This is a genomic window from Kitasatospora sp. NPDC022785 (genome assembly GCF_055561295.1).
In genome coordinates this window covers 44,698-59,959 of the sequence record NZ_JBVHHB010000003.1, presented here as the reverse complement: position 1 = coordinate 59,959, position 15,262 = coordinate 44,698, and the positions used below count along the sequence as shown (strand labels likewise).

Annotated in this window: 10 protein-coding genes; 4 read left to right on the top strand and 6 right to left on the bottom strand. The window is 75.7% G+C overall.

Going from position 1 to position 15,262, the window contains the following annotated elements; translation table 11 throughout:
- Window positions 1-4: 4 nt before the first annotated feature.
- The 4 genes from ACZ3YO_RS05940 to ACZ3YO_RS05925 all read right to left on the bottom strand — a co-directional run bounded on the left by ACZ3YO_RS05940 (window position 5) and on the right by ACZ3YO_RS05925 (window position 8,139).
- Window positions 5-1,210, bottom strand: coding sequence for an ATP-binding protein (locus tag ACZ3YO_RS05940; RefSeq protein WP_465565369.1), 1,206 nt, complete (start codon window positions 1,208-1,210; stop codon window positions 5-7).
- A complete protein-coding gene (locus ACZ3YO_RS05935; protein WP_465565366.1) occupies window positions 1,207-6,399 on the bottom strand; it encodes a hypothetical protein in 5,193 nt (1,730 codons plus the stop codon). The genes ACZ3YO_RS05940 and ACZ3YO_RS05935 overlap by 4 nt, the downstream gene beginning before the upstream one ends.
- The gene (locus tag ACZ3YO_RS05930; RefSeq protein WP_465565363.1) at window positions 6,396-7,256 is read right to left on the bottom strand and encodes a DUF4132 domain-containing protein; all 861 of its coding nucleotides are present in this window, start codon (window positions 7,254-7,256) and stop codon (window positions 6,396-6,398) included. Before ACZ3YO_RS05930 ends, ACZ3YO_RS05935 begins: the two co-directional genes overlap by 4 nt.
- Window positions 7,257-7,404: 148 nt before the next feature.
- Entirely contained in the window at window positions 7,405-8,139 is a 735-nt protein-coding gene (locus ACZ3YO_RS05925; RefSeq protein ID WP_465565360.1) for a DUF4386 domain-containing protein, read from the bottom strand.
- A 206-nt stretch (window positions 8,140-8,345) separates the two neighbouring features.
- Here ACZ3YO_RS05925 and ACZ3YO_RS05920 point away from each other — a divergent pair, with 206 nt between their 5' ends.
- Complete coding sequence (locus ACZ3YO_RS05920) at window positions 8,346-9,098, top strand: TetR/AcrR family transcriptional regulator (RefSeq protein ID WP_465565357.1); 753 nt, start codon at window positions 8,346-8,348, stop codon at window positions 9,096-9,098.
- 90 nt (window positions 9,099-9,188) lie between these two features.
- On the opposite strand, the gene ACZ3YO_RS05915 is transcribed toward ACZ3YO_RS05920, so the two are convergent.
- Window positions 9,189-10,352: a PQQ-dependent sugar dehydrogenase gene (locus ACZ3YO_RS05915; protein WP_465565355.1), complete on the bottom strand. Its 1,164-nt coding sequence runs from the start codon at window positions 10,350-10,352 to the stop codon at window positions 9,189-9,191.
- Between the two features lie 338 nt (window positions 10,353-10,690).
- On the opposite strand from ACZ3YO_RS05915, the gene ACZ3YO_RS05910 reads away from it, so the two are divergent.
- From ACZ3YO_RS05910 to ACZ3YO_RS05900, 3 genes are all read left to right on the top strand, one after another.
- Window positions 10,691-11,962 (top strand): MFS transporter, encoded by a 1,272-nt coding sequence (locus ACZ3YO_RS05910; protein WP_465565352.1) that lies wholly within the window; start codon window positions 10,691-10,693, stop codon window positions 11,960-11,962.
- Between the two features lie 4 nt (window positions 11,963-11,966).
- Complete coding sequence (locus ACZ3YO_RS05905; RefSeq protein ID WP_465565349.1) at window positions 11,967-12,650, top strand: TetR/AcrR family transcriptional regulator; 684 nt, start codon at window positions 11,967-11,969, stop codon at window positions 12,648-12,650.
- A 67-nt stretch (window positions 12,651-12,717) separates the two neighbouring features.
- Entirely contained in the window at window positions 12,718-13,452 is a 735-nt protein-coding gene (locus ACZ3YO_RS05900; RefSeq protein ID WP_465565346.1) for a siderophore-interacting protein, read from the top strand.
- A 609-nt stretch (window positions 13,453-14,061) separates the two neighbouring features.
- Here the strand turns inward: ACZ3YO_RS05900 and ACZ3YO_RS05895 are convergent.
- A complete protein-coding gene (locus ACZ3YO_RS05895) occupies window positions 14,062-15,213 on the bottom strand; it encodes a CapA family protein (RefSeq protein WP_465565344.1) in 1,152 nt (383 codons plus the stop codon).
- Window positions 15,214-15,262: the final 49 nt, after the last annotated feature.

Here is a 15,262-nt window from a genome sequence, read left to right as displayed (position 1 = left end):
CGCCTCACGCCTCCAGTGCCGAGCGAAGGTCCCAGAGGGTGCGCCAGGTGCCGGCGCCCTGTTCGGCGCGGCGGCGGACCGGGCCGTCCCAGTAGCCGAGCAGGCGGGCGGCGTCCGCCGGGTCGTCCTTGCGGACGACGCCGATCAGCTGGCCGGGCAGCCGTCCGAGCAGGTCGCCGCCGTCGGGCAGGTAGGCGGCGGAGACGCCGAGGGCGGTGGCCACCGAGACGGCCTCGGCGGTGCTCATCACGGTGGACGGGCGTTCGACGTCCCAGCCCTCGGTGGAGCGGCCGGTGCGCAGGTCCCGGAAGGCGGTGACGAGCGCCTCCAGCACGGCGTCGTCCACCGCGTACGGGGCACCGGCGCGGGCGACGGCTGCGGTGGACTGGCGGCGGACCAGCTCCACCTCGGCGGCGAGGCTGCCGATGGGGCCGACCGTCTCGAAGTTGAACCGCCGCTTGAGGGCGGCGGACATCTCGCTGACGCCCTTGTCCCGCAGGTTGGCGGTGGCGATCAGGGTGAAGCCGGCCGCGGCGTGCAGCTGGCCGTCCGGGCTGCCGGCCAGCTCGGGGACGGCGATGCGCCGTTCGGAGAGCAGCGAGACCAGGGCGTCCTGGACCTCGGGCAGGCAGCGGGTGACCTCCTCGACCCGGGCGACCGCGCCGGCGGTCATCGCGGTGAGCACCGGCGAGGGCACCAGGGCCTCCCGGCTGGGGCCCTTGGCGAGCAGCAGGGCGTAGTTCCACCCGTACTTGAGCTGGTCCTCGGTGGTGCCGGCGGTGCCCTGGACGGTGAGCGCGCTGGTGCCGCAGACGGCGGCGGCGAGCAGCTCGGAGAGCATCGACTTGGCGGTGCCGGGCTCGCCGACGAGCAGCAGGCCGCGCTCGCCGGCGAGGGTGACGACGCAGCGCTCGACCAACGCCCGCTCGCCGACGAACTTCTGCTCGATGACGAGGCTCTTCCGCCCGGCCTTGAGCTTCTCGCCGTCGCTGCCCATCACGAAGGTGACGACGGCGCGCGGGGTGAGCCGCCAGCCCGGCGGGCGGGGGCCGGAGTCGTGTGCGGCCAGGAACTCCAGTTCGGCGGCGTACTTCTCCTCCGGCGGGACGATCTGCCGCGTCCCGCCCGCCGTCGCGGCAGCGGGAGCCGTCGCGGCCCCGGAAGCGGTCCCGGGCCCGGTCGCGCTCGGTGTCTCGGTGGTCGTGCTCATCGGCGGGCCTTCCTGCGGTTGCTGGTCCGGAGCTCTTCGTAGCCGGGGGTGTCCCCGTCGCCGATCCGCCGCCAGGCCCGGGCGAACAGCTCCGGGACGGACAGGTGCGGCAGGACGGCGTGATGGGTGGGCAGTTCGTACAGGCCGGCCTTCCAGGTCTCGGCGGGCAGGCCGGGGGCCTTGGCCTCCTGCCAGCCGCCGGGCAGGAAGAGACTGCGGCCGGCCCGGGCCCGTTTGGCCTCCAGCACCAGTCCGGTGGCGGCGAGTTCGGCGCGCGCCCGCTTGAGCCGGGCGGGCTTCCAGCCGGTCCAGCGGGCGACGTTGCGGTCGGTCGGGTCGGGCAGGGCGAGCAGTTGGAGGTAGAGCGCGGCGGCGTCCTCACCCAGGCCGTGCGCCTTGGCCACCTCGGCGACCAGGTCGGGCGCGCCGAGCTGCGGGTCCTGCGCCCAGCCGGTCACCGCCCCGCCCTCGGGCCCGGACTCCGGCGGCGCCACCAGCCGCTCCAGCTCGCCGCTCAGGATCACCTGAAGGGCGCGCCGCTCGACGCCGAACCAGTAGCTGTCGGAGAGCCCGTCGAGCAGCTCCAGCAGCGGGTCTCCGGCACCGGCGAGCCCGGCGGGGCGCAGCCAGATGTGTTCGTCGCCGGCATGGCCGGGGGCCAGGACGAGCGCCTCTCCGCAGCGGACCAGACCGTCGGCGTCGCCGCCCCCCTCGGCCGGCAGGCCGTACCGGGTGCGCAGGATGGCGGCCGGCTTCTGGTCCTTGACGGTGCGCTGGAGGTCGTAGTCCAGCAGCAGGCCGGGGTCGGCGAGCCTGGCACGCACTGCGGCGACGGCCTGCGGCAGCAGCGGGCGCAGCGGGCTGTCGGCGGGCAGGTGGTAGGCCAGCCAGCGGAGCGCGTCGACGGTGCCGCTGAGCGTGTTGCTCCCGGGCAGGGCGGCGGCGTCGTCGGGGCGGAGGCGGACGTCGCCGGCCTCGTCGGCGCGCACCCGGAAGCCGGTGGTGCGGCTGAGCCAGGGCGTCCGGGCGGGGTTGAGCACCGCCTCGATGTGGCCGATGGCGGCGCCGCTGACGGCGGCCTGGGCCTCCTCGGGCAGGGTGACGAGCGTGCCGAACCGCTCCGTCCAGCGGGCTGCGCCGGCGAGGGTGTCGGGGCCCTCGGTCCAGAGGCTCTTCGGGTCGGCGGGCAGCAGGGCGGCCCAGACGTCGGCGAGGCCGGTCCGGTCCCGGTCGCGGAGCCAGTCGCGGGCGGCCCTGGCCTCGGTGGACTTGAGGCCGAACTCCTTGAGCCGGTCGGCCGGGAGCACGTTGCCGTACCACTGGAAGAGACCGCTGGTGGGGCTGAGCAGCAGGGTGGCGCGGGTGGTGCCGATGCCCGTCCGCCCGGCGAAGTCGGCGGCGTGGCCGGCCTGGTGGGCGAAGGCGCCGTGCAGGGCGAGAAGGGCGGTGAACCGGGCCGTCCAGTCGGCGGTGAGGGTCTCCGCGGTGGTGCGCTCCTCGGCGGTGGCGAAGTGGGCGACGGGGCCGAAGGCGCCGCTCGGGTCGTGGTCGACGGCGAGCCAGTGCACCCGGTCGCCGCGGTGGTGGCGGCAGCCCAGGACGATCACGGTGCGGTCGCCGTGCCGCAGCACCTGGCCGGTGCGCTTCTCGTGCTTGTGGTTGTGGCTCGTGCCGTGGAGCGGCTCGGTCAGGGTGATCTCCCGCAGGGTGGCGCCGCGGTCGGCGAGCGGACCCTTCGTCAACTCGTCGAGCAGCAGCGCGAGAGCGGACCGATCGGCGTCTCCGGTGAGCGGGGCGGCCGCGGCGTAGGCGAGGGTGCCGAGCCGGCCGAGCAGGTGGAGCCAGCCGTGGTGGTTGTCGTCGCCGTGCAGTTCCACCCGCAGCGGGGTGGACCAGCCCTCGGTGCCCTCGGGCGCCGCGGGCGGGTCGGCGAGGACGGCGGTGACGGTGCGCAGGTTGTTGATGACCCGCCACTGGCCGTCACTCCCCCAGGACCGGCCGAAGCCGCCGAGGTCGGGGAACACGACGCCGACGGCCTCGCGCAGGTCGTCGTCGCGGCCGTGCTCGGGCCGGTAGGCGGCCGGGCGGGCGGCGGCCGCCTTGGAGCGCGCCTTGGCCTCGGGCTGCGGGACGAACCGGGCGACCCCGTCGAGCAGGTCGGCGGCGGCCCGGGCGAGCCCGGCGACGCCGGCGCGCAGCAGCGGGTGGCCGATACCGGGCAGCGCCTCGCCGACGGCCGCGACGGGCACCCTGGCACGGCACTTCTTGCTGTTGGCGAGCAGGCGCCGCCCGCCCTGGACGGTGAGCCAGCGCTGCTCGTCCGCGGCGACCGGCCGGGTGTCCACCGGCCAGGCGGCGTCGATCAGCCGGGCGGCCTGCTCGTCGGTGACGGCGCGCAGGACGAGCGAGCCCTCCTCGTCGCGCGGCCGCAGGGCGTGCCAGTGGACGAGCGGCGGGACGAGCCCGGTGCCGGCGGCGTCGAGCCCGCCGGCGCGGCAGACGCCCAGGTCGGCGATGGTGCCGGTGGTTGCGTCCACCCGGGCGCCGTCGGCGTGGGTGCCGTCGGTGCCGGGCAGGGCGAGGGCGAGGGAGCCGCCGCGACCCTCGACGACCATCGGGCGGGCGCCGCCGGGCAGGGCGAGCCGGCCGACCGGGAAGCGCTGCGGGTGGCTGCCGGCTCCGGACAGGACGAGGGTGGTGCCGTCGGCGGTACCGGTGGTGACGCGGCCTGCTCCGACGCGGACCCAGCTGCCGAGCGCGGCGCCGTCGGTGCCCAGCGGGGTGGCCTCCAACCCGGGCTGCATCGGCAGCAGCCGGGTGCGGTGCACGTCGAGCCGGCCGGCGGCCGCGGTGGCGGCGATCCGGGGCGGCTCGGCGGCGCGGCCGAGGGTGCCGGTGACCGGGTCCAGCTCGGTGAGGAAGCCGCCGCCCTGGCCGTGGCGGACCGTCCAGTGGCCGGTGCCGTCGCCGATCACCGGGTGCTCGGCGGGCATCCGGGTGTCACCGGCGTGCAACGGGCGCTCGCCGGTGGTGCGCCCGCCGCCGGGCAGCGGGAGGGACGGGGCTTCGGGCTCCTGGTTGCCGCCGTAGTAGCGGACGACGGTCTCGCCGCCGAGGAGGAAGGTCTCGGCGGGGCGGCCGGACCAGTAGGCGTGCTGCTTGCCGTCCCGGTACCAGGCGACCAGCAGTTCGCCGTCGACGTAGCGGAGCCGGGGGCGCTGCCACTGCTCCAGCTTGTCGGGGATGCGCAGGGTGTGCTCCAGCAGGATGCCCTGCGGTCCGGCCACCACGACCTGGTTCTTGCGGGCCAGGACGAGGTGCGGCCAGGCGTCCTCCGCGTACAGGCCCTCGGGGAGGTGGTTGCCGGCCGTACCGCCGGGGGCCTCGCCGCGCTCGACGCCGAGCCTCTCGAGCGCCTCTTCGAGGGCGGGCCAGCCGAGTTCGTCGAAGATGCCGGCCCGCAGGGTGCGGGCGAGCAGGCCGGCGACGTCGAGGCCGGCGATCCGCTCGGCGGCGGCCGGGTTCTCGGCACGGATGGCGCGGCGGCTGCCCCGCAGCTCACGCAGCAGGTCCGCGGCGCTCGCCAGGCCGCGGGCGGCGAGGAGTTCGTCGGCGCGTGCGTCGGACCACTCGACGAACAGCTCGCGCAGCACCGGGAGGGCGGGCACCTGCTTCGCGACCGCGGCGTCCCAGACCCCGGGGACGGCGGCACGCAGCGCGGGCCGGAACCGGGGGTCGGCGGCGAGCGCGGCGAGCGTACGGCTGCCGGGGCCGGACTGGGCGACCCAGGCGCCCAGGTCGAGAGCGAGGCCGTCGGCGGGGTCGGCGACCGGGACGCCCTCGGCGAGCAGCAGGTCGAGGACCTCGATCAGGGTGGTGCTCCGGCGGCCGCCGAGGAGGTCGACCGGCACACCGTCGGCGCGCAGCCGCCCGGCCATCCGCCCGGCGAGGGCGACGGTCTCGGTGCTGAGGCCCCGGCTGCGCCAGCCCCGGCCGATGTGGCCCAGCCAGCGCTGCAGCCAGGCGGCGGCCGGCTCGACGGGCCCGGCGCCCTCCACCGGCCCGGTGCCCTCCACCGGCCTGGTGAGCTGCTGCTCGGCGCCGCTCTCGGCGAGGACGGCGAGCCAGGAGGCGTCCTGGGCGTTCTGGTCGCCGGAGCCCGCCGGGTCGGGCAGCAGCTCCAGCAGGCGGGCGCGGACCGTCCCGTCACTGCGGCCGAGGTCGACGACGGCGCCGTGCCAGGACTTCCAGAAGGCGCCGGGCGCCCGGTTGACGGCGGGTGAGGCGAGCAGCTCCGCGAGGAGGGCCCGCTCGTGCTCGGTGCGGTCCAGCCCGGCGGCCCGGATCAGGGCGCGGGCGTCCTCGGCCACGCCGGCGTACGGGGCCATGCCGGCCGCCGAGCGCTCGGTGCAGAGCTGGCGGAACCGCTGCCAGGCGGTCAGCGGGTCGAGCCGGCCGCTCAGCTCCCTGACGTACTGCCGCAGCGCCTTGACGGTGAGTGCGCCGGCCAGCGCGAACTCCAGGAAGACGGCGCGCAGCCGCTCCTCGTCAACGGTGAGGCTGTGGGTGCGCTCGGCCTCGCGGGCCTTGCCGAAGAAGGTGCCGGCGTAGGTCTGGTTGCCGTGTTCGAGGAAGATCCGGCCGACCTCCTCGCAGTAGGTGGGCAGGAAGTGCGGGACGGCGCGGCCGAGGCGCACGGCGAGCGCCTCGAAGCCGTCCTTGGCGTGCCCGGGCTTGGACCTGGCCTGGCGGGCGAGCCGCTCCATCTCCTTGACCAGGGCGAGCGCGTGGTGCCCGTTGGCCGGGTCGTGGACCAGCGCCCAGGCCGGGAAGCCCAGCGCCTCCTGGCGGATCTGGCCGACCTCGGCCGGCTCCTGCGCGGGCTTGAGGCCGAGGAAGTCGACGGCGAGGTCCTCGGCGGGGCCGAGCGCGCCGGGCACCAGCCGGACGACGCGGCGGCCGTCGAGCGCCGGGTGGGCGTAGCTGCGGGCGGTGAGCACGTCGGCGGGGCTGTCGGGCTGCCCGGCGCCGGGCAGCGCGCCGGCCGGGAGCACCGCGCCGGCGTCCAGCAGGCGCTCGTTCAATGCGGTGGCGTCCGTGCGGTCGGTGTCCGTGCGGTCCCTGTCCGTGCGGTCTGTGTCCGTGCGACCGGTGCCCGTGTGACCGGTGTTCACCTGGCTGGTGCTCATGCGGCTTCCTCCCCTTCGATCGTGCGGCCGGCGTGCAGCGCGGCGGCCATCCGCATGCCCTCGGACCAGGCGACCGGCCCGACCTGCGCGAGCGGCAGGACCTTGCCGTCCGGGCCGGTCCAGCTGAGTGCGCCGGTCTCGCACTCGTCGTAGTCGTAGAAGTCCCCGACCCAGACGCGGGCCTCCAATGCGACGCCGCCCTCGACGACCGGCAGGACGGCGTGGCCGCCGCGCACCCGGTAGCCGAGCCGGGCGCAGCGGCCGAGCAGCTCGCGCAGCTCCTTGTAGCGGCCGCCGGCGTAGGTGGTGACCTCGGTACCGGGTGCGTCGGCACCGGCCGGGCGGTGCCAGACCTCCCGGTACAGCTGCTGGACCTGCTGGGCGACGCCGAGTTCGACGGCGAACTCGCGCAGGTCGTCCAAGTCGTCCAGGAGGACGGGGTGGGGTATCCGGATCTCGCCGTCGGTGAGACGCACCGTGTCCCCGTCGAGGTCGACCAGGCCGAGCCCCCGCTCGGCGTCGGCGCCGCGCAGGAACCCGGCGACCGAACCGTCAGCCCCGGTGACCACCAGGTCACGCAGGACCTCCCGCCAGGCCTCGTCGGCCCAGACGGCGGTGACCACGGCGGCGGGCACCGGCAGCGAGCGCACCATCCACCGCTCGACGTCGTCCAGGCAGCGGCGCCGGTGCGCGGCCAGCCACTCGGTGAGCTGCCTGAGCCCGGTGACCACGGGATCGTCGTTCAGCTTCGGCGGGACGGCCTTCAGCCGGCGGCCCGCCGCGTTGCGGCAGATCACCTTGCCCTCCTCGTCGAGCGCGACTTCGTAGCCGCCCGCTCCCGCTTCCACCCACGCCACGGCCGCTCTCCTCCCAGCTGGTCAGTGATGGGAGGAACGTAGCGGGACGCACTGACAACGCGTCCGCCGCCGCTTCGCCGAGGTCATCGGCGGTACGGCGACGGCGGTGTGACGGGGGTGCCGCGGCGCGGTGGCGGCGCGGTGCCGCTCAGACCTGCGGCAGACCGACCGGGACCGGAACCGGGTCGCCACCCACCGTCAGGGGCCCGCCGGCGGCGGCCGGCGTCCGGAAGCCCCGGAAGATCAGCCGGAAGGCCAGCGCCAGTTCCCAGGCGAACACCGGGACGGCGGCCAGCTGTCCCCATGCCGAGAGCTGCCCGTAGAGGCCGAGCAGCACGGCGATCGCCGAGGCGAAGATCAACGGGCCGCCGACCAGGCCCAGGACGGCGATGAACCGCGGCACGAGGCCCGACCGGTACAGCAGATGCGCCACCAGCACGGTGTTGGCGCCCAGCACGAAGTTCGGCCCGAGCAGGAACGTCCAGTCGTGGACCGCGAGCAGCGCCCTGCCGACGGTGCGCGCCGCGGCCGGATCCGGCCCCGCCCCCTGATCCTGACGGAGCGTCACCATCGCGAGGAGGCTGACGATGCCGACGGTGATGACGGCCGCCTCCAGGGTGCGCAGGCCGAGGTAGCCGACCGCGGCGCCTTCGCCGTGCCGCCGGACGACGGGGAACAGCGCGATCGCGGTGCCGACGACGGCCAGGGCGAGCACCACCTCGAAGAGCGCCCCCAGCAGCACCCGGCCGTCCGGACCGGGGCCCACGACGAAGTCGGGGTTCCCGAGCACCGGGCCGTAGAGGACCAGCCCGCCGATCGAGGCGACGTGGGTGACCAGGTAACACACGCCCGCCGCTGTCGCGAGCCTTCTCGAGGGGATCACCGGAACTCCTTCACTGGCACGGCCGGCCGCATCCGGCACCAGAGGTGTACGGCGTACACCTTCGTCGATGACGCTAGGGTGTACCGCGTACACCTGTCAAGGAAGAATCGGCCCGGACCGGGCGGACTCCGGGACGAACGGGCTCCGGGACGAACGGAGTCCGGCCGGCGGCGTCCGGGCCGAGCCCGAGGAAAGGCGGTCAGGAGATGCCCCAGCAGACGAACGCCACCACGCGCCGGACCACCCTGAACCGGGACCGGGTGCTGCGCGCCGCCGTCGCACGTGCCGACCGGTCGGGCATCGAGGCGCTGAGCATGCGCAGCCTCGCCCAGGAGCTGGGCGTCGTGCCGATGGCGCTCTACAAGCACGTGGCGAACAAGGAGGAGCTCCTCGACGGCATGGTCGACGCCGTCATCGGGGAGATCGGGGAGATCGGCGGGGAGGGCGGGGAGGGCGGGGCGAGGGCCGACTCGCCGGCCGACGCGTCCGCCGGCGACGCCGCCTGGAAGGGCGCCGCCCGCCGGCACATCCTCTCGGCCCGGCACGCGCTGCTGCGCCACCCGTGGGCCGCGCGCGTCATCGAATCGCGCACCGGCCCCACCCCCGGCATCCTCGGCTACCTCGACTCCCTGATCGGAACGCTCCTGGCCGGCGGCCTCTCGGCGGACCTCACCCACCACGCGATGCACGCCCTGGGCAGCCGCGCGTGGGGATTCACGCAGGAGCTACTGCCCACCGCGCCCAGCCCCGACCCACAGGTCCAGGCGGCCGCCCTGCGCGAGCTGGCCGTCCGGTTCCCCCACATCGCCGAGATCGCCACCGTCCGGCCCCACGACGACGGCACCGTGGTGGGCCAGGGCTGCGACGACCAGTTCGAGTTCGAGTTCGCACTCGATCTCCTGCTGGACGGCTTCGAACGGCTCCACCGGCAGGGCTGGTCCTCCGCCGGCCGCGCGTGAAACCGGCCCCGTCCGGCACCGGTCCGGCCTGAGCCCTTCCCCCGGCGAAGCCCACCCCGTCCGCAGGCCGGCCCGCCCGGCGCGCTGTCTCTAGGAGATCGCCAGCCGTAGGAGGCGGTCGTCCCCCGGCTTCGGCTCGCCGCTCCCGTCGGTGTTGTCGGTGAGCACCAGCAGGGTGCCGTCCCGGTCCGCGACGACCGTGCGCAGGCGGCCGTAGGCACCGTCGAAGAACTCCTGGGGGGCAGACGCGAGATGCTCACCGTCGAGCGGGACGCGCCAGAGCCGGGTGCCGCGCAGCGCGGCCATCCAGACGGCCCCCTGCGCATAGGCGATGCCGCTCGGGGAGGCCTCGGAGGTGCGCCACTCGGCCACCGGGTCGGTGAACTCGGGACGGCCACCGACGCCTTCGACGACCGGCCAGCCGTAGTTGCCGCCGGCGCGGATCAGATTCAGTTCGTCCCAGTTGTCCTGGCCGAACTCCGAGGCCCAGAGCCGGCCCTGGGGGTCCCAGGTGAGCCCCTGCACGTTGCGGTGGCCGTAGGAGTAGACGGGCGACCCGGGGAAGGGGTTGCCGGGGGCGGGGGTGCCGTCGGGGGCCAGCCGGAGGATCTTGCCGCCGAGCGAGCCCTTGTCCTGGGAGAGCGCGCCGTTGCTGCTGTCACCGGTGCCCGCGTAGAGCAGCCCGTCCGGACCGAACGCGATCCGGCCGCCGTTGTGCCGGTGGCCGCGCGGAATACCCGTCAGCAGGACGGACACGTCGCCCAGCTGTTGCCCGGCGGGCCGCGTCGGGTCGTACGGGAAGCGGACGATCCGGTTGTCGTCGGCGGTACTGACGTACGCGTAGACCAGGTGGTCGGTGGCGTAGCCGGGCGACAGCGCGAGGCCGAGCAGGCCGCCCTCGCCACCGGGGACCACCCCGGGGACGGTGCCGGTCTCGGTCTTGCCGCCGCCCTTCGCGGCGATGCGGAGGATCTTCGCGGTGTCCCGTTCGGAGACCAGGAAGTCCCCGTCGGGCAGGACCACCAGGCCCCAGGGCGACGCCAGTCCGTCGGTGACCGTCGCCCGGACCGCCACCGACGGGGTGGAGGCCGGCGAGGCGGGGGACGCCAGGGTGGGGGTGCCCGAGGGCACCTCGGACGCGCCCGGGGTGGGCACCGTGGAGCTCGCGGCCCCGGAAGCCGCGGAGGAGCAGCCGCCGACCGCACCGGACCCGAACAGCACGGTCAGCAGGGCGACCACAGAACGACGACGCATGGACGTCTCCTCCAGAGAGCCTGGTGCGGCTGCCGCGCGGCTGACACGGCCGCGACCAGCTCACCACACCGGCCGCCCCGCAGCCCTCGGTACGCGCCGCGCCGGCGCAGCCGACCGGCTGCCGGTCCGAACCGGGCCTCCGCGGCAGGCTCCCGACCAGGCCCGGTGGCGCCCGCAGTGGAGCCGCCCGGCGACCGTGACCGCCGCGGGCACGCGGCCAGGAGGCCGGGGCGATCGAGCGAATCCAATCTAGACGCAACGTTGCGTCCAATGTTAGCGTCCATCCAACCGAGACGCACCGTTGCGTCCATGCTCGCCGCGGCCCCTGAGGAACCCCCATGCCATCCGCCCCGCAAACCCCGGCCGGCCCACTCGCCCGCGCCGCGGTCGCACTCGCCTTCTGGGTCACCATGGCCGGCACCACCGTCCCGACCCCGCTCTACCCGCTCTACCAACAGGCCTTCGGCTTCTCGCCGTTCATGGTCACGGTGATCTTCGCCGTCTACGCCGCCGGCGTCGTCGCCGGCCTGCTGGCCCTCGGCCGGCTCTCCGACGCGATCGGCCGCCGCCCCGTCATCGCCGCCGCCCTGCTGCTCGCCGCGGCCGCCGACGACCTCTTCGAGGTCGCGGACTCGCTGCCCTGGCTGCTCACCGCCCGGGTGGCCTCCGGCCTCGCCGCCGCCCTGGTCACCGGCGCCGCCACCGCGGCCCTGCTCGACCTCGCCCCGCCCGAGCGCCGGCTGCGCGCCCAGACCCTCGCGCTGGCCGCCAACATGGGCGGCCTGGCCGGCGGCACCCTGCTCTCCGGCACCCTCGCCGAGTGGGCCGGCTCGCCGCTGCGCCTGCCCTGGACGGTGATGCTCGCCCTCACCGCCCTCGCACTGGCCGGACTCCTCGCCGTTCCCGCAACGGCACGGGAAGCCGCCCCCGGCGCCGCACCGACGGGCTCCGGTGACCACCCCCGAAACACCCCCGCCCGGCTCCGCCCTCGCCTCCAGCCGCTGCGCATCCCGGCCGGCATCCGCCCCGCCTTCGTACGCGCCGCGCTCGCCGGCGGTTCCGGGTTCGCCGTGCTCGGGGTCCTGACCGCGGTCAGCGGTCTCTTCCTGGCCACCGTCCTGGACCTCCACCACCACGCGCTCACCGGCCTGGTGGTCTGCCTGGCCTTCGCGGCCACCGCCGTCGGCCAGTTACTCGCCCGCGTCCTGCCCAAGCCGCGTGCGCTGCCCGCCGCCTGCGCCGGCCTGGTGCTGGCCGCCGCGCTGATCGCCACGGCGCTGCTCACCGAGTCCCTGCCACCGCTGCTGCTCGGCGCCTGCGTCAACGGCCTCGCCACGGGCACCGCCGTCGGCACCGGCCTCGGCGCCATCAACAACGGGGTCGCCCCGCAGCAGCGCGGCGCGGCGGTCTCCACCTTCTTCGCCATCCTGTACGCGATGCTCTCGGTGCCGGTGGTCGGCGTCGGGGTCCTGATCCAGGCCACCGACCTGCGCACGGCGGGTGTCACGTTCAGCGCGCTGGTGGCCGCCCTGGCCGTCACCGTCGCGGCCGGGCTGGTGCGGCGGCCGCGGAGCGCGCTCCCGTCGACCGCCCGCCCGGAGGAGGCATGAGAGGATGAGCCCGACCAGCGCCCCCGGCCGGCTCCCGCACCGGCCCGCCCGTGAGGACCTCCGCACCATCGCCGCCCAGCCCCGTACCGCCACCGGCAGCAGCAGCGCGAACAGCAGCAGCCGCCGGAGCGAGGCCGCGCGCCTGGCGGTGCTCAACGCCGCCGACGACCTCCTGGTGGAGCACGGCTTCGAGGGCCTCACCATCGAGGGCATCGCCGCGGCGGCCGGCGTCGCCAAACAGACGATCTACCGCTGGTGGAAGTCCAAGGTCGACATCCTCTTCGACAACCTGGTCCTCGACGCCGCCTCCGCCCTCACCTGGCCCGAAGCCCCGTCCGACCGGACAGCCGGCGCCGCCGGCCCCCCGGGCCCTGCGGACCTGCGCGCCTACGTCCACCGCTTCGCCGCCTTCCTCGGTGAGGAGCCGGCCGGCCGCGTCCTCCAGGCCCTCCTGGGACACGCCCAACTGGACGCCCGTACGGCGGAGTTGCTGCACGGCGGATTCCTCGACGGGCTCCGCGCCCGCGATGTCGCCCACACCCGCACCACACTCGGCTGCTCCGAGGACGAGGCCGCGGCGCTGCTCGACGCCCTCCTCGCCCCGCTCTACCACCGCACCCTGGTGCTGCGCCGCCCGCTCGACGCCGCGTTCGTCGACGCACTGCTCGACCAGCACCTCCCGCGCTGAGCGCGACACCTCCCGAACTCCCTCTCACCCGGCCCGTGTTCACCTCCGGGCCCGCTCTGGAGTCACCATGTTCCGACGCCCCCGACCGGCCCACGACGTCGAGGTCACCGCGGTCACCCCGCTGACCTCCACCCTGACCAGGATCGCCTTCACCGGCCCCGGCCTGTCCGACCTCGCCGTCGAACACCCCACCCAGTGGGTCAAGTTGGCCGTGCCCGACAGTCCGCCCCGGGCCTCCCGGGACCCCGAGGGCCGCGAGGTCTCCCGCGCCTACACCATCCGTCACCACCGCCCCGCCGAAGGCGAGGTCGACATCGACCTCGTCCTGCACGGCAACGGCCCCCTCGCCCGGTGGGCCGCCGCCGCCCGCCCCGGCGACCGCGCCCGGATCGCCGGCCCTCGCGGGCGCCGCCCCTCCTTCGACGGCGCCGGCCACGTCCTCGTCGCCGCCGACGAGAGCGCCCTGCCCGCCGCGCTCACCGTCCTCGAACAACTCCCGCCCGGGGTGAGGGTGTCCGCCTACTTCGAGATCGCCGGACCGGCCGACACGCTGCCCCTGCCCGCCCGCGCCGGACTCACCGCGGCGTGGCTCCCCCGTCCGCCCGCCCACCCCAAGGGGCGCCTCCTCGCCGAGACCCTCCTCGCCACCGACCTGCCGCCCGGCACCACCGCCTGGCTCGCCGGTGAGGCCGGCGCCGTCGCCACCGTCCGCCGCCACCTCCTCACCGACCGGTCGCTCCCCGGCGACCGCGTCCACGCCAAGGGCTACTGGAAGCACGGCGAGGCCGACCATAAGGGCTGAACGTCCTTCGGCGGCGCAGACTCTCAGCCACCGCCCGCATCGCGGGGGGAGATCGTCGGGCCGCCGCCCGCTCCACCCCGGCCGGTGACCGGCCCGACCCCGCTGGACGGGCCCGCCGTTCGCGGCGGGTGTCCCGCCCCTCGGGGGGCGGACTCCGGCCCGGGGTCTCCGCCACCTGCCCTGCGAGGTCCGCCCCGGCCGCCCGCGCCCATCCGCAGACCGGGGAAATCCACATGCTGACGGTCCGTCACCGCCCTATCGTGGTACCCATGTGTACACGCGCTCGGACGTCTCGCCGGCACTTCGTCTGCCCGCCCTGCCGGGTCTCGGTGAAGCGGTGGCCGGCGCCGGGGCACGACCTCTGCCCGCGCTGCCGGGGCAAGTTGCTCGAGGCGGGGCAGGATCTGGCGGTCCCGAAGCGGCGGGACGACGCCGGGTGGCGGGCGCTGACCGCCGTGCTCGCCGCCGGGGTGACGTTCCACTCGGGGTGCTGCCACGGCCCGGGGTGGCGACCGCGGACGCCGCGCGAGGTGCGGGAGCGGCTCGCCCTGGCGCACCGCAGCGGCATCCCCGTCGCCGAGGCGGTCACCACCCGGGACTTGGACGAACTCAGCGCGCGGGGCCGGGCGCAGGGGCCAGGCCGGTACAGCCCCGGAGGCCGTCGCGCCGCTTGAGGGCGGCCTCGGCGGCGGCGCCGGTCTGCGGGACGGGGACTCCCTGGCCGTCGACGGTGGCCGGGGTGAACACCTCCCCGGTGACCTTGCCCGCCGAGGTGAGGGTCAGCGTCGTGACACCGGTCTCGTTGGAGAACGCGTAGTTGGACGTGCCGTACCAGAGGAAGTTGCCGAAGCCGTACCCGACGTAGGTGTTGCCGAGCATGCCCGAGCCGAGCATGGTGTGCGCGTGGGTGCCGACCACCGCGGTGGCACCGGCCGTCGCGAGCTTCTTGGCGATGGCGGTCTGCGGGCCGGTCGGGCAGGCCTTGCCCTCGTCTCCCCAGTGCAGGTAGACGAGGACGACGGGGGCCTGCTGCTTCGCCGCCTCGACCGCCTTGACCAGCGCGGCGGCGTCCAGCGCCGAGGCGATGCCCGGCTTGTCGGCACCGGCCCGCCACTTCTGGTTGGTGATGTCCTCGACCTGGCTGGCCGCGACCACGGCGACCTTCACCCCGCGCACGGTGGTGACGTACGGGGTGTACGCCTCCTTGGCGTTGTGGCCGACGCCGACGACCGGGATCGGCGAGGCGGCCTTGGCGGCGAGGGTGTCGGCGAGGCCGTCGGGGCCGAAGTCGACGGCGTGGTTGTTGGCCATCGAGACGACGTCGACGCCGGAGTCCTTGAGCGCGGTGAGCGCCTTGGGCGAGGTGCGGAAGGTGTAGGTCTTCGGCTCGGGCGCCCCGCGGTCGGTGATCGCGGTCTCCAGGTTGAGGACGGCGAGGTCCGCGTCGGAGATGGTTCCGGAGATCGGGCCGAGCGCCTGCTCCGGGGGCTTCACCGCGAGCCGGGACTCCGTCCGGCCCTCGAAGTGGACGTCGCCGGCGAAGGCGACCGTGATGCTGCCGTCGGGCCGGGGTGCGGCGGCGCTGCCGGACGGCGCCGGCGCCGCGGTGCCGGTCGCACCCGCCGTGGCGGACCCGGCGGCCGAGGGCCCGGCCGCATCGCCGGCCGGCGCGGCCTTGGCCGGGGCCGGGTCGTCCGGCCCGCAGGCGGCCACGGGTATCAGCCCGAGCAGCAGTGCGACGGCGGCCGCGGCACGGCGCATGTGAGATCCCCCCGGGGTCGGTCCAAGAGCGGTCAGCCTACGCCACTCC